This window comes from Bifidobacterium sp. wkB338 (assembly GCF_003688325.1).
GTDB classification, from domain to species: Bacteria; Actinomycetota; Actinomycetes; order Actinomycetales; family Bifidobacteriaceae; genus Bombiscardovia; species Bombiscardovia polysaccharolytica.
The window spans coordinates 169,646-189,379 of record NZ_NPOR01000011.1 but is presented as its reverse complement, the minus strand read 5'-3'; the positions used below and the strand labels follow the sequence as shown (position 1 = coordinate 189,379).

Annotated in this window: 16 protein-coding genes; 2 read left to right on the top strand and 14 right to left on the bottom strand. The window is 58.0% G+C overall.

Annotated elements, in window-relative coordinates:
* Positions 1 to 32: 32 nt before the first annotated feature.
* From CI603_RS02265 to CI603_RS02240, 6 genes are all read right to left on the bottom strand, one after another.
* Entirely contained in the window at positions 33 to 371 is a 339-nt protein-coding gene (locus CI603_RS02265; RefSeq protein WP_121912878.1) for a P-II family nitrogen regulator, read from the bottom strand.
* A gap of 17 nt (positions 372 to 388) precedes the next feature.
* Positions 389 to 1,654: an ammonium transporter gene (locus CI603_RS02260; RefSeq protein ID WP_121912877.1), complete on the bottom strand. Its 1,266-nt coding sequence runs from the start codon at positions 1,652 to 1,654 to the stop codon at positions 389 to 391.
* A gap of 185 nt (positions 1,655 to 1,839) precedes the next feature.
* A complete protein-coding gene (gene ftsY, locus CI603_RS02255) occupies positions 1,840 to 3,162 on the bottom strand; it encodes a signal recognition particle-docking protein FtsY (protein ID WP_183122208.1) in 1,323 nt (440 codons plus the stop codon).
* Between the two features lie 49 nt (positions 3,163 to 3,211).
* Positions 3,212 to 3,775 carry a hypothetical protein gene (locus CI603_RS02250; protein ID WP_121912876.1) on the bottom strand — a complete coding sequence of 188 codons (564 nt, stop codon included), beginning with the start codon at positions 3,773 to 3,775 and terminating at the stop codon, positions 3,212 to 3,214.
* Between the two features lie 248 nt (positions 3,776 to 4,023).
* Entirely contained in the window at positions 4,024 to 4,755 is a 732-nt protein-coding gene (locus CI603_RS02245) for an ABC transporter permease (RefSeq protein ID WP_121912875.1), read from the bottom strand.
* Entirely contained in the window at positions 4,752 to 5,660 is a 909-nt protein-coding gene (locus CI603_RS02240) for an ABC transporter ATP-binding protein (protein WP_121912874.1), read from the bottom strand. The genes CI603_RS02245 and CI603_RS02240 overlap by 4 nt, the downstream gene beginning before the upstream one ends.
* A 1,691-nt stretch (positions 5,661 to 7,351) precedes the next feature.
* Between CI603_RS02240 and CI603_RS02230 the strand changes: the two genes are divergently transcribed.
* Positions 7,352 to 7,675: a hypothetical protein gene (locus tag CI603_RS02230; protein WP_121912872.1), complete on the top strand. Its 324-nt coding sequence runs from the start codon at positions 7,352 to 7,354 to the stop codon at positions 7,673 to 7,675.
* Between the two features lie 236 nt (positions 7,676 to 7,911).
* Here the strand turns inward: CI603_RS02230 and CI603_RS02225 are convergent, their stop codons facing one another.
* The 5 genes from CI603_RS02225 to CI603_RS02205 form a co-directional block, all read right to left on the bottom strand.
* The gene (locus CI603_RS02225; RefSeq protein ID WP_121912871.1) at positions 7,912 to 8,532 is read right to left on the bottom strand and encodes a GNAT family N-acetyltransferase; all 621 of its coding nucleotides are present in this window, start codon (positions 8,530 to 8,532) and stop codon (positions 7,912 to 7,914) included.
* Between the two features lie 135 nt (positions 8,533 to 8,667).
* Entirely contained in the window at positions 8,668 to 9,342 is a 675-nt protein-coding gene (locus CI603_RS02220; protein WP_121912870.1) for a response regulator transcription factor, read from the bottom strand.
* On the bottom strand, positions 9,335 to 10,600 hold the full coding sequence (locus tag CI603_RS02215; protein ID WP_121912869.1) for a sensor histidine kinase: 1,266 nt from the start codon (positions 10,598 to 10,600) through the stop codon (positions 9,335 to 9,337). The genes CI603_RS02220 and CI603_RS02215 overlap by 8 nt, the downstream gene beginning before the upstream one ends.
* Positions 10,601 to 10,637: 37 nt before the next feature.
* Entirely contained in the window at positions 10,638 to 12,059 is a 1,422-nt protein-coding gene (locus CI603_RS02210; protein WP_121912868.1) for an FtsX-like permease family protein, read from the bottom strand.
* Positions 12,059 to 12,796, bottom strand: coding sequence for an ABC transporter ATP-binding protein (locus CI603_RS02205; RefSeq protein WP_121912867.1), 738 nt, complete (start codon positions 12,794 to 12,796; stop codon positions 12,059 to 12,061). The genes CI603_RS02210 and CI603_RS02205 overlap by 1 nt, the downstream gene beginning before the upstream one ends.
* 456 nt (positions 12,797 to 13,252) lie before the next feature.
* Between CI603_RS02205 and CI603_RS02200 the strand changes: the two genes are divergently transcribed.
* The gene (locus tag CI603_RS02200) at positions 13,253 to 14,548 is read left to right on the top strand and encodes an ROK family transcriptional regulator (RefSeq protein ID WP_183122207.1); all 1,296 of its coding nucleotides are present in this window, start codon (positions 13,253 to 13,255) and stop codon (positions 14,546 to 14,548) included.
* A 58-nt stretch (positions 14,549 to 14,606) separates the two neighbouring features.
* On the opposite strand, the gene CI603_RS02195 is transcribed toward CI603_RS02200, so the two are convergent.
* The 3 genes from CI603_RS02195 to CI603_RS02185 form a co-directional block, all read right to left on the bottom strand.
* On the bottom strand, positions 14,607 to 17,621 hold the full coding sequence (locus CI603_RS02195; RefSeq protein ID WP_121912865.1) for a glycoside hydrolase family 38 C-terminal domain-containing protein: 3,015 nt from the start codon (positions 17,619 to 17,621) through the stop codon (positions 14,607 to 14,609).
* A 327-nt stretch (positions 17,622 to 17,948) separates the two neighbouring features.
* On the bottom strand, positions 17,949 to 18,857 hold the full coding sequence (locus tag CI603_RS02190) for a carbohydrate ABC transporter permease (RefSeq protein ID WP_121912864.1): 909 nt from the start codon (positions 18,855 to 18,857) through the stop codon (positions 17,949 to 17,951).
* Positions 18,850 to 19,725 carry a carbohydrate ABC transporter permease gene (locus CI603_RS02185; protein ID WP_110425917.1) on the bottom strand — a complete coding sequence of 292 codons (876 nt, stop codon included), beginning with the start codon at positions 19,723 to 19,725 and terminating at the stop codon, positions 18,850 to 18,852. The genes CI603_RS02190 and CI603_RS02185 overlap by 8 nt, the downstream gene beginning before the upstream one ends.
* Between the last annotated feature and the right edge of the window lie 9 nt (positions 19,726 to 19,734).

Below are 19,734 nucleotides of genomic sequence, written 5' to 3'. Positions count from 1 at the left end.
AACGACCATACAGACGGCAGCAGGCGGCTGCCTCAGATAGCGTCTACGCCGGTCTCCCCGGTACGGACCCTGACCACCGAGTCCAGGGTCTGCACCCAGACCTTGCCGTCGCCCACAGTGTTGGTGGCGGCGGCCTGGACGATGGTGTCGACCAGCTCGTCAACCCGGCGATCCTCGGTCAGCACCTCCAGCCGCACCTTGGGAACCAGGTCCACCTTGACAGTGCTGCCCCGGTAGACCTCCTTATGGCCGCCCTGCCGGCCATAGCCCTGGGCTGACGAGACGGTCATACCGTGCACGCCGACCTCGGTCAGGGCCTGTTTAACCTGATCCAGCCGTCCGGGCTGAATGATGGCGGTAATGAGTTTCATGCTGCCTTCCTTTCTGATCAGTTCAGAATGGACCCGAAGTCGTAGGCGCTCTCACCCTGATCGCTCTGATCGACGCCGATGACCTCCTGATCCTTGCTGACCCGCCAACCAATGGTCTTCTCCAGCGCAAAAGCGATCACGCCAGTTACTGCAGCCGCGTAGATGATCGCAATCAGCGCCACCAGGAACTGAACCAGCAGCTGCCGGAAATTGCCGCCGGCCAGGAAGCCCGTGCCGGTACCAAAGAAGCCTATCAGCAGAGTGCCCAAGAGACCACCCACACCGTGGATGCCTACCACATCCAAGGAGTCGTCATAGGCGAAACGGAACTTGAGCCCACAGGCCAGGCAGCAGACGAAACCAGCCAGGAGGCCGATGACCATGGCCCAGAGGGGTGAAACCACGTCGGCCGCTGGGGTGATGGCCACCAGACCGGCAACCATGCCGGATGCGGCACCCATGGCGGTGTAATGCCCGGTGCGGACCCGTTCAGTAAAGAGCCAGCCCAGGGTGGCGCCGCTGGCGGCTATGGTCGTGGAAACCCAGGCATATCCGGCTGTGCCATTGGCTGCGAAGGCAGACCCGGCATTGAAGCCGAACCAGCCGAACCAGAGCAGGAAGGCGCCCAGCATGACCATGGGCACATTGTGGGGACGCATGGATTCCTTGGGGAAGCCGATTCGCCTGCCGATGATGAGCACAATGATCAGGGCTGCCACTGCCGCGTTGATGTGGATGACCGTACCGCCTGCGAAGTCGTGCGCCTGAGCTCCGATGGCGTTGGAGATGGGTCCATCGGCAGCCAGCAGTCCGTGATTCCAGACCATGTGGGCCATGGGCGCGTAATCCAAGGTGATCCAGAGGGCCACGAAGATCATCCAGGTGCTGATTCTGACTCGCTCTGCAAGGGCTCCCGAGATCAGGGCCACGCAGATCATGGCGAAGGCGGCCTGGAAGGCGATGTCCACCGTGTGCGGGTAGGCAGCGTTTGCGGAATCAAGCGAGGTGAAGACCCCATTCTTGGCTGTGACCGTATCCTTGAGCAGGAAGCCGGTGATGGGGTCGCCGAAGACGCCGCCAATATCCTTGCCTGCGAAGGAAATCGACCATCCCCAGAGGGTCCAAATGATCCCAGTCACGGCAATGGCCAGCGTGGACATCATCATCATGTTGAGCACAGCCTTGGCTCGGACCATACCCCCATAGAAGAAAGCCACCGCCGGAGTCATCAGGAAAACCATGGATGCCGCTACCAGCATCCAGGCAGCATTTCCAGAATCCATGCCTACACCTCGCTTTTCCCCATCCGAGCGAGCAGTCCCAATAAAGAGGACTTCCCTCCGGACAGCCTACGTCAGAATCTCTTCCACTTCCCGATTCATCAAACAGGAAGCGGATGACGGTCAGGTCACCGCCGCATTACCTGCGGGTGACTATTGGATGACCACCTTATGACCTATCGGCAGGACTACTCGTCTCCCAGAATGCCGTCGACAAAGGATTCGGGATCGAAGACAGCCAGATCGTCGGGACCCTCGCCCAGCCCGACCAGCTTGACAGGCACGCCCAGCTCCCGCTGGACAGAAATGACGATGCCGCCCTTGGCCGAGCCGTCCAGCTTGGTCAGGACAATGCCTGTGACCCCGATGGCCTGGGCGAAGACCTGGGCCTGGATCATCCCGTTCTGCCCAGTGGTGGCATCCAGGACCAGCAGAACCTCGTCCACGGGCAGGTTCTTCTCAACCACCCGCCGGATCTTGCCTAGCTGATCCATCAGGTTGGCCTTGTTCTGGAGGCGCCCGGCTGTGTCCACGATGAGGACATCTGCATGTTCGTTTTTGGCCCGTTCCGCGGCTTCGAAGGCCACCGAGGCCGGGTCGGCACCGTCGCGGTCGCTGCGGACAACGGGCACGCCCACCTTGCCGCCCCAGGTCTCCAGCTGGTCAGCGGCGGCGGCACGGAAGGTATCGGCAGCACCCATGACCACCGACTTGCCATCGGCCACGAAGAGTCTGGCCAGCTTGCCCGCCGTGGTGGTCTTACCGGTGCCGTTGACACCCACCATGATGATGACCGACGGCCTGTTGGCCTGGGGTCGGGCAGCCGCCAGAGTTCGGTCCATATTGGGGTCGACCAGATCGATCAGGCGCTGACGAAGGCCACGACGCACTGCTGCTGGGTCCTTCTGCCCGGTGATCCGGGCATCGTCACGCAACTGTTTCACCAGCTGTTCGCTGGCCTCAGCGCCCACATCCGCCATGAGCAGGGTGTCTTCCACATCCTCCCAGTCGGACTCGCTCAGATGGTCCTTGGTCAGAATGGCAAATAGGGCCTTGCCGAAGGGGTTGGGGCTCTTGGCCAGCCTGGCCTTGAGCCTGGTCATACGGGATGCGGATGCTTCCGGGTGAGCCAGCTCCTCCTGTGCCGACGGTGCTGCTTGATCGGCTGAGGACGATTGACTGGATGCCTCTGAAGCGACTGAGCCTGCTGAACCTTTAGGTGCGTCCGGATTGGAGGATGCATCCGATGCAGGCGAGGCAGAGTGGATTGCCCGGTCACCCGACGAAGCTTCTGGGGAGACATCAGGTCGGCCTTCAGCTTGGCTATTTTCTGCAGAGGTCGCCGACTCCGGAGGCAAAGAAGAGCGGCCATCACCAGGCTCTTCCGTCCTGCCGGGGCGGGTGGAATCCCCCTGGGACCGGCGTTTGCGGACCGTCACCAGAATACCGACCACCGCCAGCACCAGGACGATCAACACCGCGATAAGAATAAGGAGCTGCTGTGTTGTCATAGGTACCAGCCTAAGGGCGAAAAGGGACACGGACGGTTATCGCCAGCGGTCACTTTCCGCCTGGGTGGCTCTTTTCCGTCTGCGAACCGCTCTTGACTGCAGGCATGACATCGGAGGTGGTGGCCTGAGGCTCCCTCCGCTGCGGACGCGAAGGCTCGGGGCTGGATGATCGTGGGGCGGAGTTCCTGGGAGCTGGAGGCCCAGAGGTCGCAGAAACTGACGGCACGGCATTTTTCTTTTGTCTCGGGCTGACCGACGATGTGGAATCGTTGCTCGGTGGCGGGGGCAGATTTAACTCGTCCGTGGAATCGGAGGCCAGCAGACCCCGAACCTCCACCACAGAGGAGGAATTGACATAGACCGGATAGGGATGTTCGCCGTCTTCAGCGGTTGATGCGTCCTCGCCCGAGCCAGGGGAGAACGACAGGTGCCCTCCTGTTATCCGCGGCAGCTTGTTCTCTCGCTCCTGCTGACGGCGTGCAGCCCGGCGCACACGCTCATCGAGAGACTGGGAGAAGGCACGGTCCTGGGACTCGCCAAGCGCCAAGCGCATGACAAATACAACGAATGCCACCACCACCAGCACCCATACCAGGACAATCAGCCAGACCATACATGCCATTCTCTCAGAAGAACCCCGCAGACGCGCTACGACACGAGGAATCTATTGGTCTCTTTCACACTGGCAGATCAGTGGATGCCCTGGACCCTTCTTATACCTACCCAAGGTATACCCAAGGCGGCCAAAGGCAAGAAGAATGGCTTTCGCGCGAATTAACCTGAGCCGAGCCCGCAACTACCATTCAGGAAACCGAGAAATTCCTCGCAATGGCAGCAAAAGGTGCATAGCCGTCAGAAGTATCATTTCCAGCGAAAACCGTATATGGAAACAAGCCCTAAGGTAATGCAGCCCACGGTCAGGTAGAGGATCCCGAGCCAGGCATGAGGCCAGGTGCCCGATCCGATCAGCATCATCGATAAGGCCTCCCGCATGTGATATAGGGGCGTATACGGGGCGATGGTCTGCACCCAGGACGGCAGCATATTGACAGGCATCATAGCTCCGCCAATGAAGCCCAGGGGCAGAATAATGATGTTCGCAAGGATGGATACCCCGACGATTGAGTAAATTATCATGGCGATGATGACACCCAGGAAAAAGAACAAAAGATAGCCAAGGACCAGGGGAAGCAATCCCGACAAAAACGTCGGTTTCAGCCTCATTCCCATGACCATCCCCAAGACGACAAGCACTACAGCTTGTGCCAGAAGAACGACGATACCCACAACAGCTTGGGAGAGGATAACCACATTCCAGGATAGAGGAAAATTGCGAACCGTCTGAAGCATGCCATTCTCACGCCAGAGAGCAAGGTGCGAAGCCCCTGCAAAAATACCCACATAGGCAGCGCCAAATGCAATGACATTGGCGCTGATTTGACTGGCAATATCAACTCCAGGAACGTAGCTCTTAAAAGACAGGACCAGGGCCAGCAACAAAGCTATAGGAAAGAGAAAGGTGAAAACCAAAGTGGACCAATCACGAATATCATAGTGGAACATCAACTTGAATAGAGTTTTGAAGCTGTTCATTTGACGTTCTCCTTTTCGAGAAGGCGAAGGTAGACATCCTCCAGACGCCCATCCTTGACTTGCGCCTGGCTTGTATTGATCCCTGAATCAACCAATTTTGCGAAAGTAACTCCGGTATCCCGGGTGCGTACTGTTAGACCATCGGGCGTGACCTTTACATAGTCGTCCCCCACGAGATGGGCTACTTGATCAGCGTGATCCAAGGCATTTGGAAGAAGAATGGTCGATTCCATCTCTGCTTGCGCAATAAGCTTGCTGGGACTGGCTGTTACGAGAATATGCTTATCCGCCAAGATCGAAACCATGCTGCACAACCGCTCCGCCTCATCCAGATGGTGCGTCGTATAAAGAACCGTGGCGGCCAATTGCTGATTCGATTTGAGCAAGCTCACAAGATCATGGCGTGACTCCGGATCGAGGGCGGCAGTGGGCTCATCTAGAAAGAGCAGCCGAGGATGATGGACGACGGCCGTAGCGATAGCCAATCTCTGCTGTTCGCCGCCGGATAATGATTCAACCTTGTTGGATGCCACATGATCCAGTTTCAATGCATCAATAAGATCGTCCATACGCGACCGGGGCACCTGGTAGATATCCGCCACTGCGGTAAGGTGCTCAAGGAGCGTCGTTTTAGGGAAGAAGGACGACTTTTGAGGCTGGATGCCTATTTGGCGGAGCAGGGCCAAGTTGCGTGGATAGGGCGTCTTGCCCAGAACAGAGACCGTTCCCTCAACCGGTTTTTGCAGTCCTTCCAAGACGGTGAACAAGGTTGTCTTTCCAGCGCCATTTGGCCCGATGACCCCGTGGAAGGCCCCTTCTTCAACCTCCAATGAAAGATGAGAGAGAATCGTTTTGTTCTTTATTCGAACAGTAAGGTTCGATACGCTTACTTCGATATTGCCCATTCCAGAGCCTTTCAGCGTCAATACTGATGTGGTAAAGCGCGGGTTGTGTCGTCTATTGCTGCTTGTCTATTCATGACTATTTCAATTTGCTGAGTCTGCGCAGGTGGAGGAAAGAATCAGTCCAAATTCCGGCCTAGCATAGTATGGTGATTTTGGCTCCGATGGTCTTTTCCATGAGACCATCTGCTTCAACTACGATAGCTTACTAATCCATATTCATTCCTCACCCATGAGCCCAGAATTTCAGACATTTTCTAATAAGATACAAGCTGGATCGGACATAAAAATCGACACCAACCCACAATTATGGCATGCAAGAACAGGAACTGACAAATACTGATTCCAATGCGAATTTACCTCCAGCTGGAACAGCGTATTCCCATTTATCAAGCGAAGCCGCACCCGTACCAGCAAAAGTAGGTATTGAGAAAAGTGGGATGACAGTTCCCCAGGCTCATGCTCACCAGCCAGGAGGTTGAACGCCGGCAACAATGCTAAACGCCATAAGCGATCGACGAAACCCGCTATTTCGCCCTTTTCGCATATTGGCTATCTCAAACGAAGCTGGTCTTTACTGTTTCGACGCCAGTGTCTGACCACCATGAAGATAATCATTATCAATCGGGCTGCTGGGTACGTGCATAAACCCCAGAACTGTGAGCCGGTGGCAAACGATATAACATGAGCGAGAATTAATGCCAGCGCGAAAAAGCCGACAGCAATGACTAGTGGCCCATCGGATGGTTTCCGCGTCGAAGATGTATGCCTCATGGCGGTTCCTTTGCCGTCGTACATAATACAAAACCAATGAGTCCGCATGCTGAATGTGTATATACGTCATCGAAAAAGTCGTATGCGACAATCCGGTTCCGATCAGTCTCGAAGCGTTTTCCAGACTGGGCAAGTCACCGATGGCTTTGGATGCGTACTTGTGGGCGAACCGACGCATGTCACATCTTCGAGGGCCGGGGTTCGTGCCCTGGCAACTGCTCTACCAACAAGTAGATTCATATAACGTAACGAAAATTTATAAACAAAGTTTCAAGAAGGCTATTGATCGTGCCCGTGAAGCTTAGCCGGCTGCGAACATCACCGTCAGCGACGAGCATAGCGTGATGCTGTTCTCTCATCACGAACTTTAGTGCCGACCACGGCACAGACGCGGACTTCTGAGATGATGGCGAAGCAGCCCAAGCGTGAACTGAGTGAGGATGACATCAGTAACGTGCTCGAACATATCGACTATGGCGATGACTCCCTTGCGGCTAGGAGGCACGTTGTGCGCGGATTATCCGCGGATACACAGGCAGGAACATCATCGACGCGTAGAGGCCAGGGAACGATTCTAGAGCCGCTATAACAGCTCTTATCGGGTTCGGGTGTCCCGCAGTCCGGTGAAACCGGAATGAGTGTCGGCCCCCCAACGCTATGCTTGCTGCCCCCAAAACAGACGTTCGGTGTGGAACGAAAAATAAGTAGCATGCATAGTAAATGTACGTACGAGTCCGTCCAATTACTCACTCATGCCAGGCAACCGAACCCAATGATTGCGTAAACTTGGCACATGCATACTTGTGCCTTGTCGTCGCTGTGAATGCGCCAACCGCCAGACGACGTAGAATGTTCTAGGCAACATTCCAGTTCTTCGCACAATAAAATAAATCTTTAAATAATATTGGAGGTAGTGCATTTTGTCCAGGAACAGTATTGAACGGGACGGCGTTGAAGACTTCTCGGTTACTTTGCAGCATGGAGTAACTGCCCACTTTTCCAGACAGGAAAATACAAGTGACTACGAAGTCACATACGAGAACGTTCCCGTATTCCTCAGGGATTACTTGCATGACGCAACCATAGGAAGAACGCAGCTTGCAGTTCCCAAGCACAAGATGGAACAATTCAATGCACGTCTGATTGAACTGATCAATGAGATTTTCGCTCCGGAAACCACAAGAGAAGATTTAATCGAATCCGCCATTCAGGATATTAACAATGCTGTGAAAGAAGCCGAATAGCGGATTCGATAACATACGACTAGCGTTTGCAGGTTACGGAGATTTCTTTCGACCAGCCTCATGCAGTCGGATCTGCGTAGTGCAATAAATCAACATCTACCCATGCCTTAATACTTGTACGTTTTACCGACGGGGCAGTTGTAGTGAGCGGTTGCTCTTTGACCTTCCCCAGCACTAGGTAACGCAACTATGTTGCCCTAAGACCCAGCCTTTACCCATTTACCACCACTTAAATCTCATCGAACCGACTTTGACTCTTGCTGTCTCGGTTTTACAGGTAAGAGTTGATCTAGTCCACCAACAAATGACCTCAAGTTGCAATCAATCCAATATCGTTCTACTGGCTGACCAAAGCTGCTGAGGAGCACATTCTCCAGTTGCCCGCCACGCGAGAGGATAGTCCGGCGGCTGGCCAGATTCGACGGGGAGCAGGTGATCAGGACCCGGCTCATGCCAAGAGCGGCCGCCCGTTGCAGGCAATCATCCAGCATCAGCCCGGCATAACCCCGCCGACGACAATCAGGGCGAACTGAATAGCCGATGTTGCCGCCCGAGCGTAGAAGCGCCTCTGTAAGCTGCAGCCTCAACTGAATCATCCCCACCAGTTTGCCGCTGGGATCCATGGCTGCGAACTGCAGGGCGGGCACAAATCCCGACGGCAGATCATCGCCGCGCGCCTGACGAGCCACCTCCGGCAGGCCTGATTGACGAACCTCATCCAGGCTGTGGCAGTCCTCCAGGGGGCCGAGCCCGGCTGCTTCATCCTCAGGCCGAGCACGACATGCCTGCAGATATTCCCATATTGCTTCGGTGTCTACCGCCCCCGGCTGGTCCATCCTCACCAGACGGATTCCCATAGTTCCCCTCCTCTGTCGAGTGCTTGGCCACTCCTTTGTGCTTCAGCTTACTTAAACAGCATCCAGCGGAACTGAAGATCCATCGTTCTTTCTGCTTTTTTCCTTCCAGTGCCCGGGAAGGCTGGTCATGAATCGTCAGTCAGACATTCCGGCCTGAAACCATGTGATGACGATTTGTGTACGGTCTCGCAGGCCGGTCTTGTCGAGTATGCGACTTACGTAACGCCGGACAGAGGTAATTTCGAGAGTGAGGCGCTGGGCTATTTCCTGATTGGAGAGACCTTGAGCGATGAGCCCGGCTATCTCGTACTCCCTGGGGGTCAACTTATCCAGCTGCTGCCTGGCCTGCGGATCACTGACCTTACGCCGGGCATAGGCTCTGTCGCGGTTGATGAGCTCTGCTGTAATGCGGGGGGTGAGCACTGCGTCCCCATCGGCCACTGCGTGAATGGCTCGGTGCAGGTCTCTGGTAGATACGTCCTTGAGCAGAAAGCCGTAGGCGCCTGCGTGCAGACCGGTGAAGGCATAATCGTCTTCGTCATAGGTGGTCAGGATCAGCGTACGAATGTCGGGGAACTCCTTGGCAATGACCGCAGTGGCGCTGATGCCGTCCATCACCGGCATCCGAACGTCCATGAGGATTACCCGAGGAAGTGGCTGCGCGACTGCTTTCATCTCCCGAAGCATGGTCACTGCCTCCTGACCGTTGGAGGCTTGTCTGACGACCCGGAGATCGTGGTCAGCCTCGATCATGCGGACCAGCCCCTTGCGGAGGAGCGCAAGGTCATCGACCAGCATCAGGTCAATCATGGGCGTTGCACCCTTTCTCGCTGGTGCCAGGCAGGATGGCTTCTACCGTCCATCCCCCGTTCTCGCTCAGTCCGCAACTCAGGCTCCCTCCCATCAGTCGGCATTGCTCGCTGATTTGTTTGAGGCCCACTCCTTGATGATCATGAATGGCCGGTTGCTGATCGCCCAAGACTTGCCCATGCTCATTCCCGTGCCCATCATCGTGAATGCTGATGCGGAGGGTGCCGTCCTGCTCATAGTCACGGGAGATGACGATGGTACTCGGGTCTGAGGCGTGCCTGAGCGTGTTGGTGATTGCCTCCCTGCTGATGATGAAGCAGAGGTTATCCTGTCTGGGATCGTGCCGCTGATGCCCTGTTTCGGTAGACACGACAGCCAGACCAGCCGCGCGGGCATGGGCGATTACGGGGTCGAGTTCGTCGAGCGTGTGCAGCCTGGAGCCATAGCTACGCCCATCATCATCGGACTCTTCAGGTAGCGCCTCATGCTCTTGGACAAGGGTACGCACGGCTTGTCGGGTGTCTGCCAACCCATCCCTGGCCACCTGATTGATGTCCTTAAGCACCTCCTGCAGCTCCTCGGTCTCAACCGAGTCAGCGAATCCCTGGGTCAGGGCAATGATCGTGGTGAGGTCATGGCCCACGCTGTCGTGCAACTCCCCTGCCACCTGGGCACGTGATATAGCCTGATCCCTTTGCCTGGCAAACATTTCAGAGCGGATGCGCTCCTGCTCCTCACGCCGTTGCGTCTCGCGTCGAATCCGGTAGGACCTGACAGCTACGGCAGCGGCCGCGACCGCCATGATGACAGCCATTCTGGCCGACCATTCCAGAAAGAGCATGTGCCCGGCATGCATGCTGACGGTGACCAGACTGACGGCCGCGACTACCTCACCTACGCCTGCTGCAATCTTGGGTGCCGACGATAAACAGACGCAGAAATAGAGAGCGCCCACCAGTGGTATCAGGAAGCTATCGTCCGAAGTGGCAAATGACAGACCGATGTATATCAGGGTCTCCATGATCGTGATGAGCAGGGGAAGCTGCCTGCTCCAATACAGCAGGCAGGAACACAGGAATCCGATCAGGCCGATGACCGTCTTCCAAACGGGCAAAGGAATGTTCTCGGCCCAGGCTGGAGGAAACGCGGGGGCGCTGACATAGAGAAGCGTATACGCCAGGCTCAGCACAGGCATGACAAATCTGGTCAAGCGCTGATTGCTCAACAACTCGAAGAGGTTGGTTGCTATGCCCTTCATCGCGCCCCCTCACGCCGCATGCCGAGGATGCCCACGTTCATTCGCCAGTGTACTGTGCTATCACATCCGCAGGGGAACGACCTGCTGATTTGTGCACCGTGGCCCACGAAGCCAGTGATGCCGCCGAAGTCAGCAGCAGGTACACCAGCGCCCAGTGAGTCCAAGGTATGCCAATGCTGGTAGCGCCAAATACCTTGCGAAATCCGGCAGCGTAAGCAATGACCGGCAGGATGCTGGAGGTAAAAGATATCAGTACGGCGGTGGTTGCCATGATGAACCCTTCAAGGGCGGACATGATTTCAAGTTGATTCGGGTCTGCGCCAGCAATCGAGATGAGGGACAGATCCAGGCTTCGACCGTGGGCTGAGATCAGGTATCCGGCGCATACTCCAGCCAGCGTAACGACCAGCGCGGGACCCAGGAGCGTAATGAGCATGGAGAAGTCGGAGCTGCTGACATCCAGGTTGGGAGGCAGCAAGCGACTGGATTCGGCGCTGGTCTGGTAGAAGGAATCCGTCATCATCAACAGTGAGACCCCTACGACCAGCGGTATGACCGTGGAGCTGAGGCTGCGCATGCGGGTACCGGCTTGCCGGTAAGCAACCAGCCATGAGGGCTTGCGGAGAACGATGAGTCTGGTCCAACCGCTGGTGACCGTGCCCAGCAGAGAAGGACCAGCCAAGCAGATTGCGGCCAGCATGAGCACGAAGCCGAAAGTGCTGCCCATGGCGATGGGCAGGATGGGTGCAGCGGTGTGCAAACGGACCAGTTGCTCATCAGGTATAGTCCTAGCCTGAATAATCGGCATCAACATGACAGCCGATGCTGCCAGCAAACACAAGATAGCGGCGATACGACGAACCAAGCCCGCTGCTTTTGGAGGGCTGATTGCGGCCCGCAAAGATTCCACAGGACTGATCCTGCTGATAGTCCGGATGGTCAGCAGCGTGCCGATTAAGGCCACCAATACCCCGCACGAGGTTCCTGCCGCCCAGGAAGTCAGTTGGCAACTGGCGATGAAAGGCTGCTTGCCGATCAGGAACTGCGAGGTCTCCCAAGCATAGAGAGGACGGACCAGCAGAAAAGAGGCAGCCAGCGAGACCACACTGGCCGCAAGCGCCAAAATGAGCACGCGCAGACAGGTCAGTGAAGTCAGTTGCCAGGGTGTAGCGCCTTGCAGGGCCAGGAGGGCGAGGTTGCGCCGTCGCTGGTTGATCACTGATGAAACAACTTGCGGAACGATCAATACTGCGGCAATGAGGAGAGCTACGAAAGGGATCATCAAATTTTGGTAGGCGGTGCGGCTTTGCTCGGTCATGCCGGGGTGATTACCCAGGGCCCTGGCTGAAGAGAGCATCATGGCAAGCAGGCCGACCATGGTCTGCGTGGCGATCAGCACGAGCATGATGCCAGACCAAGCCAAGGGGGCATCTTTGAAATCGCGTAATAGAAGTCGCATCAGATGCTCGCTTTCAGCATGGGAACCTTGTCGTCTGCTGATATGCGACCGTCACGGAGATGCACCAGTGTGTTGCAGCGGGAGGCGACTTCCGGACTGTGGGTGACCATGATTACTGCGTGGCCCGGCCGATTGGCGAAGGCAACGAGCTCATTGACGACCGCCTCTCCGGTCCTCTGGTCAAGGGCGCCTGTAGGCTCATCAGCGAAGATGATTTCGGGATCCGAAATCAGCGCACGGGCCAGGGCCACACGCTGCTGTTCGCCCCCTGACAGGAGGGCCACGTTGGCTTTGAACAATCCCCTGATGCCCAGTCTATCTAGCAGCTTGAGCGCCTGATCCTCCGGCCAGCGGGTCTTGCGCAGGATGAAGGGCAGTTTGAGGTTGTCCTCCACACTCATCGAAGGCACCAAATTATAAGACTGGAAAACGAAGCCCAGGTGTGCACGTCGGAACCGTGCCGACGCTGCAGCCCCCATGGCAGAGATGCATTGACCCAGGACCTCAACCTTACCGGAATTGACTGGTTCGAGACCAGCCAGACAGTAGAGCAAGGTTGATTTGCCGCTACCCGATGGCCCCACGATTCCGGTCATGGCTCTCCAAGAGGCGGCGAACTCCACATTATCGAGGAGAGTGATGATCTCCCCTTTCCTGGGCGAAACCTGCCTGCGCAGACCGGATGCGTAGATGGGGAAGGGCTCGCCCTGGTCGGAAGGATCGACAGTATGTTTCATGGCAGTATCCAATGCTTGCGAACGGATGGATGCCAACGTGGGCCTGTGACGCTCTGTACATCCTGCCGTGCGTATTGAATCAGTTGTTTCATCGAAGCTCCCTCCCTCAGCACAGTTGCGAGGGCAATCGGGCCGCCTCGCAGTGATGATTCTTCCAAGCCGCATAAGGGAAATCAACGTCGGTCGCCAATTCGCCATCTACAGATGACAAGGCAAAGACCAGTCACTGCGTAAAGCGTGGAGGACTTCATCGGTTGAATCGGCCGTACCCGGGCCATCAGCCCCCACCCTCCCAACACGGTCCTGGCCCGGTACGCCCGCCCTGCTTACCCATCCACGTCGCTTCATGCCAATAAAATCAATGACATACAAGAAACCCTCCCCGATGCCGAAAGGGCCATCCATCCGCACTTGCTCGGACCAGGGATGCGGAAACCATCGATCAATGAGGCAAGAATGTCCCTTTCCAAACAGTCAGAATCCCCCTTCCTGCAAGGGACCAACCTTACCGCCGTCGGCGATTACAACCGCAGCGTCGTTCTCGACACCATCCGAAAAGCCGGACAGATCAGTCGGGTGGAGGTGTCCCACCTGACCGGCCTGACCAGCCAGACGGTGACCAACATGGTCCGTAAGTTGATTGACAGTGGACTGGTCCAAGAGGAGGGAACGGTGACGGTGGGCAGAGGGAAGCCCCGCACGGCGATCAGGTTGAATCCCGATGGGCGCTATGCTGTGGGAATCCATCTGGAACCGGCCAAAACCACCGTCATTCTGATCAATCTGGCCGGCCATATCATCGACAGAGACCTGCCCGACCTGCCTGACGATTCTGCCCAGGCCATAGCAGCACTGGCCTCGACGGTCTCTCTTCTGCTTGGACGCAACGGGATTCCCGGAAAGAGGATGGGAGGAATCGGCATAGCCATCCCCGGCCCAGTCGATGCAAGGCGGGGGACCGTGCTCGACCCACCCAACCTTTCCGGCTGGCGCAACGTCCGACTGGCCCACGACTTGGAATTGAGCACGGGTCTGCCCGTCTTCATGGAGAAAGACGTGACCGCCGCCTGCCATGGCCAGACCTGGGCGGGCAAGGGAGAGGAAACTGGCCAGGACTTCCTATTCATGTACATGGGCCTGGGCATCGCTTTCGGGACTGTCAGACATGGCCATGTCTACCAAGGTAGGACAGGCAATGTGGGAGAGATGGGACACATCGTCGTCGACACCTCGGGCCCTGCCTGCTGGTGTGGACAAAGGGGGTGCGTGGCCGTCACCTGCGATCCACGCTCCCTGGTCAAACAGGCTGAGAAGGAGGGCCTCTTCCCCGCTCCTACCCACGTGCAGGACCCGCGGGCCTTCAACGATTCCGCTGACCTCCCCTTCTTGGATGAGGCCTTCAAGTCGCTCTGCCAACGGGCCCACGGTGGCGATGAGGTCTGCCGAGACCTCCTCCTGGAATCGGCAGGGCGAATCGGCAGGGCTGTGACCATCCTGACCGACCTGTGGGATATGGACACAGTGGTCTTCGGGGGTCCCTACTGGCACCTTCTGGAAGACATCTACCTGGATAGAGTGGCCCAAGTTCTCAGGCGGCGGTCCGTCCTCAGGCAGGTTCATGACTTCAAGGTCCTGTCGACCACTTTGGGGGGCGACATCGCCGCCATTGGAGCTGCCAGCGCCATATTGGACCACGATCTAACACCCGGCCCGGCCCCGGGGATGTCCGGGAAGGACCGGTCGGCGATCTGACAGGCGGATTGCGAAAGGTGCCGTCCGGCAGGTTGCTGGAAGGCACCTTTCACTCGATTCAGGGCCTGTGGAACCGCAGGGTCACAATCTGGAAGGGATGGAGCTCAAGGTCGATCCCTTCCTCACCCTTGGACCGTATGGCCGGCTGGACAGCATCGCAGGGAACCTCCATGAGGCCCACTTCGTCGACGCTGGACCAATCAAAGCAGGCGGTCAGCCGAGCACGGGAACGGGCACCGGCGGATTCATAAAGACGGACGACCAAATCGCCCGACCTATCCTCGGCCAGCTTGACGCTCTCAATCAGCACATCCTGCCCGTCCACTTCGACCAGGGGGTCTACCGGGTGGGCGCCTGTCAACCGCCGGACCGGAACGTTGAGCCTGTAGCCCATCCGGATGGCCCGCCTGATGTCGGTACCCACACCCAGGGCCACTGTGAAGTCGTGCTCTCCAAGGTCGGCACGGGGGTCCGGGAAGTGGGGGGCGCGCAGGAGGGAGATCTGGATGCGTGTGCCCGGCCTGCCATCCGGCAGGACAAACTGGTGAATGTCATGGCCGTAGTTGGTGCAGTTCGCCAGGCTGACGCCGAAGTCACCCTCCTGGATGTGAACCCACCGCTGGGCCGCGGCCTCGAACCTGGCCTGTTCCCAGGAGGTGTTCTCGGTGACCGGCCTGGTCAGATGACCGAACTGGATCTCGTTGACAGACTCCTTGGTGTAGAGGTTGGTCGGGAAGGAGAGCTTGAGCAACCTATCGCTTTCCTTCCAATCCACGTGTGTGCGAATCACCAGGGCATCAGTGTCATCATCCAAGCTGAGCTCCTGGCTGAAGGTTGACTGGCCGATGGTCCCAGAGACGGTCACGGTCCCTTGGTCGGTCAAAGTAGTCTCCTCGACCTGGGCACCAGGCAGTTCCATGTCCTGGTAGGTCTTCTCGATATCCCAGGCATCCCAGTGGGCGGGAGCGTCGACGAAGAGGCGGAGGACGTTGGCCGGGACAGCCGGGTCAATCACCTCACGATCGGAGACCCTGTCGACGGCCGAGACCACATGACCGCTGGCATCGATACGGAAGGAGACGCGGTCGTTTTCGAGGACCGTATCGTCGCCCTCCCTGCGTGCCTGGCCGCTGGCGGTACTGACGGGTGCGGACACGGCACCAGCGTGGACACCCTCCTGGCTCAGGGGCCCTGCGTTGGCCTCCAGCTGGACCGGGCCGCTGCCAGCAAGCGCCTTGAGGGACCTGTCGATGATCTCCTCCAGCTGGGACCAAATCTTCCTGTCGGAGCGCTGCACCTCGGCATAGACCCAGGCGATGGCCGATCCGGGAAGGATGTCGTGGAACTGGTAGAGGAGGACCTTACGCCAGATCTCCTGCAGCTCCTCGTAGGGGTAAGGGGTCCCGCAGAGGATGGCAGCCTGGCTGGCCCACCATTCGGCCTGCCGCAGAAGGGACTCGCTACGCTTGTTCCCGCTCTTGGTCGCCGCCTGTGAGGTGGCGGTACCACGGTGGAGCTCCAGGTAGAGTTCACCCACCCAACGAGGCGGGTCTTTCATCTCTTCCTTGGCCTGGCGGAAGAAGGTCTCCGGTGAGGTCATCAGAACGCGGGGGCCACCCTCCAGATTCTCCTGGAGCTCGGTCGCCGCCACCATCTCACGGGTGGGCCCGCCACCGCCGTCACCCCAGCCGTAGAGGAGCAGGCTGGAAGCCCCCTTCCCCTTCTCGGTGAAGTTCTTCTCGGAGCGAGCTACGTCGGCCGGGGAGGCATCGGAGTTGTACTTGTCTGCCGGCGGGAAATGGGTGAATATCTCCGTCCCGTCGATTCCCTGCCACATGAAGGAGTGGAAGGGGAAGGTGTCTGTGTCGTTCCAGGAAATCTTCTGGGTCAGGAAGTAGTCCATGCCTGCCAGGCGGGCAATCTGCGGGAAGGCGCCCGAATAGCCGAAACTGTCCGGCAGCCATGCGACGTGCGAAGTGACGCCGAACTCCTCCTGGAAGAAGCGGCCGCCTTGGAGGAATTGGCGAACCAGGGACTCGCCACCTGGCAGGTTGGCATCGCTCTCAACCCACATCCCCCCGACGGGGACGAACTGGCCGGAGCGAATCTTGCGCTTGACACCCTCGTAGACATCGGGCTCGCTGTCCTTGAGCCACTGGTACTGCTGGGCCGAGGAGGCAGCAAAGATGAAGTCCGGGTACTCGTCAGCCAGCTCGACAGCATTGCTGAAGGTCCTGGCCACCTTGCGCGGGGTCTCTCTGAGGGGCCAGAGCCAGGCGGAGTCGATGTGCGCGTGGCCTACGGCATAGACGGTGTGACCCTTGGTGGCGGGTGCACTGAGCACATCCACAAGGCACTGGCGGGCACGGCGGGCGGTGCCTGCCACATCATTGGGGTCGATGCTGTTGAGTGCAGCCTCGATGGCATCCAGGATGTTAGCGTAACGAGTGCGAGTGGGGTCTACCTCGTGCAGGAGACCCTCGAGGACCTTGAGTTCTTGGATCAGGTTCCAGACCTGGAGGTCAAGCAGGCCCAGCTCCAGCCGCTGAAGACGGTAGATGCCCTGCTCCTTGCCCACACCCTCGTTGCCCAGCTCGGTCGGGTGGAAGGACCCACCGTTGGAGATCTGGGGGTTAGATGCGGCCTCAATGTAGAACTCGCAGGGCTGGCCTGGTTCGGGCACCGGCACCCACCCATTGAAGGGCTCCACGGCCTTGATCACGGTCCCGTCCGGGCGACGGACCAGGCCTTCAGCCTGGAATCCGGGACCTAGTCCGACCCTGCCCAGATCGACGACCAGCTCGGGGCGGGTATCCGCCTCGTTGGCCCACTCAGCCGGCACCTGGCCGGTCACGTGAAGCCACCAGGTGTCCCAGGCCGTTCCCCACGGGTCCCCGACCGACATAGGCCGGTATTCGGCCTGCTTGGCCGTCTGGAAGTCGACGGGTTCGCCGGCGACGTCCCAGGACTCGATTGAAACAGGACAGGTGTGACGGTACAGGGCGTTCTGCAGGTGCTGGCCCAGAAGCCTGTCCAGCCTCCACAAGACCTTTTCCTCACGCGTGAATCCCAATGTTCAACCTCCTCGTTGGCGGGCCCCAGAAGACCCCGCACGTACATTGTCTTTTGCAACCTGTGCAAAAGTTAGTTTAGTTTACTTCTTTGTCGGTTGCCACCGTCTGCGCCGCATTCCGCACACCTTTTTATGCCATCATCACAAATCATTCCCTGGTGGTTGTGAATTTGTCTACTTCCTTGCGGTTAGACGGCTGGGAGGATGACTGCCCGTCATGCCTCCCCTACGAGGTTACCCGGCCGACCGAGGACGACACCCTGCCCTTTCGGATTCCGCCACGATGGGCACGGTCCTGGCACCGGCCTTCGCCGCGCAACTGCCTTTTCACCCCTTCACACCGCCGGCCAGGGAGTACGTCCCCAGGAAGCGGTTGGCGATGACATACATGATCACCACTGGGAGGGAGTAGATCAGGGAAAAGGCAGCCAACTGACCATAGATGATCATCCCATGCTGTCCGAAGAAGGAGTATATGGTCACTGAGGCCGGCTGTTTGCTGGGCGACAGAAGGAGCATGTAGGGGACGAAGAAGTTCCCCCAGGTACCCATCAGTATGAAGATGCTGACAGCAGCCAGTCCCGGCTTCATCAGCGGAACCACCACCAGTCGCAGGGACTTAAGCATGCTGGCCCCATCCACCCAGGCGGCCTCCTCCAACTCGACCGGGACCGAGTCCATGAAGTTTTTGGTCATCCAGATGGCCATGGGGAGGGAGGATGCCGCCAGGAAGAGTATGGTCCCCGTCATTGAATCCAGGAGGTGAAGCATGACGAAGAGGGAGTAGACCGGGACCATCAAGCAGGTGATCGGCAGGCAGGTGCCGAAGAGGATGGTGTAGAGGAAGGGTTTGTTGAACTTGGACCGGTATCGGGAAAGGGGGTAGGCGCACAGGACGGCGCAAGCCAGGACGATAACCGTGACCACGGCCGAGATCAGGAAGCTGTTCCACAGGGGAAGGAAGGTCTGGTCCTTGGTCATGATGGCCGCAAAGTTCTTCAGAGTCCAATGCCGGGGAATCTTGGTCTGGAAGGTGGCTTCCCCATCGAAGGCGGCGAAGAAGAGCCAGAGAAGGGGGAGGATGAAGGCCACGAAGACGACCCCCATGGCTATGTAGGACAGCCAGGCGGACAGGCCATGCCTGGTGGGCGAGGTTGGGGTGTTCAGCCTCCCCCTATGCCCGACTGTGCGGGCCGGGCGCCGGCCTGCAACCGGTTGTCTGATTGCTTCACTCATTGGTTACCCCTTTCTCGTCCTTGAGAGCGTTGACATAGACGATGCCGAAAATCGCACCGATGAAGAGCATGACCACGGCGATGGCGCACCCGTAGCCGATGTCTCCAAATTTGAAGGCCACCTTGTAGGCGAAGACTGGCAGTGTGGTGCTCTTGTCTCCGGGCCCGCCGGAGGTCATGACGAAGATCAGAGTGAAGGCAGACATGGTCTGCAGGGTGATCAGCATGAGGTTGGTCACTATGGTCTGCTTGATAACGGGAACAGTGATATGGATGAAGACCTGCCAGGCGTTGGCACCGTCGACCACGGCGGCCTCGGTCAGGGACCGGTCCACCTCACCGATGGCGGCCTGGTAGTTCATCATAGAAAAGGCCGTACCCCTCCAGATGTTGGCCAATATGACCGCGAACATAGGAAAGAGGTAGAGCCATTCCGACCCATGAACCCCAAAAAGGGAAAGGATCTGATTGAGGGTACCCTCTTTGGAGAAGAAGGCGTAGCAGGCGAACCCGGCAACCATCTCGGGCATGACCCAGGCGGCCACGACGGCTGTGGAGACGAACTTGCCGGCGATTTTGTTGGCTCTCTGTAGGAGAACCGCCAGGGCCAAGCCCAAAAAGTTTTGAGCGATTATGGCACTGACCACGACGAAGATCACAGTCAGCCATACGGATCTGGGGAAACTTGGATCGGTGAAGAGGTGTGAATAATTCTTCATGCCGACGAAGGCGGGCGCTGTGGCGGTGGGCCCACTCAGGGAGACATTGGTCAGTGACCCGTAGAAGGCCCAGATGATGGGACCGAGCATGAAGACGGCCATGAGGACTATGGCGGGCAGGACCGTCCAGTACCGTTTTGCAGTATGCATTATGGCATT

What these genes read in the sequence shown, in the direction of transcription:
- CI603_RS02210 (WP_121912868.1), bottom strand. Translation starts at nt 12,059, where the DNA reads ATGCGACTTCTATTACGCGATTTCAAAGATGCCCCCTTGGCTTGGTCT.
- CI603_RS02220 (WP_121912870.1), bottom strand. Translation starts at nt 9,342, where the DNA reads ATGATTGACCTGATGCTGGTCGATGACCTTGCGCTCCTCCGCAAGGGG.
- CI603_RS02200 (WP_183122207.1), top strand. Translation starts at nt 13,253, where the DNA reads ATGTCCCTTTCCAAACAGTCAGAATCCCCCTTCCTGCAAGGGACCAAC.
- CI603_RS02185 (WP_110425917.1), bottom strand. Translation starts at nt 19,725, where the DNA reads ATGCATACTGCAAAACGGTACTGGACGGTCCTGCCCGCCATAGTCCTC.
- CI603_RS02260 (WP_121912877.1), bottom strand. Translation starts at nt 1,654, where the DNA reads ATGGATTCTGGAAATGCTGCCTGGATGCTGGTAGCGGCATCCATGGTT.
- ftsY (WP_183122208.1), bottom strand. Translation starts at nt 3,162, where the DNA reads ATGACAACACAGCAGCTCCTTATTCTTATCGCGGTGTTGATCGTCCTG.
- CI603_RS02250 (WP_121912876.1), bottom strand. Translation starts at nt 3,775, where the DNA reads ATGGTCTGGCTGATTGTCCTGGTATGGGTGCTGGTGGTGGTGGCATTC.
- CI603_RS02205 (WP_121912867.1), bottom strand. Translation starts at nt 12,796, where the DNA reads ATGAAACATACTGTCGATCCTTCCGACCAGGGCGAGCCCTTCCCCATC.
- CI603_RS02225 (WP_121912871.1), bottom strand. Translation starts at nt 8,532, where the DNA reads ATGGGAATCCGTCTGGTGAGGATGGACCAGCCGGGGGCGGTAGACACC.
- CI603_RS02190 (WP_121912864.1), bottom strand. Translation starts at nt 18,857, where the DNA reads ATGAGTGAAGCAATCAGACAACCGGTTGCAGGCCGGCGCCCGGCCCGC.
- CI603_RS02265 (WP_121912878.1), bottom strand. Translation starts at nt 371, where the DNA reads ATGAAACTCATTACCGCCATCATTCAGCCCGGACGGCTGGATCAGGTT.
- CI603_RS02240 (WP_121912874.1), bottom strand. Translation starts at nt 5,660, where the DNA reads ATGGGCAATATCGAAGTAAGCGTATCGAACCTTACTGTTCGAATAAAG.
- CI603_RS02215 (WP_121912869.1), bottom strand. Translation starts at nt 10,600, where the DNA reads ATGAAGGGCATAGCAACCAACCTCTTCGAGTTGTTGAGCAATCAGCGC.
- CI603_RS02245 (WP_121912875.1), bottom strand. Translation starts at nt 4,755, where the DNA reads ATGAACAGCTTCAAAACTCTATTCAAGTTGATGTTCCACTATGATATT.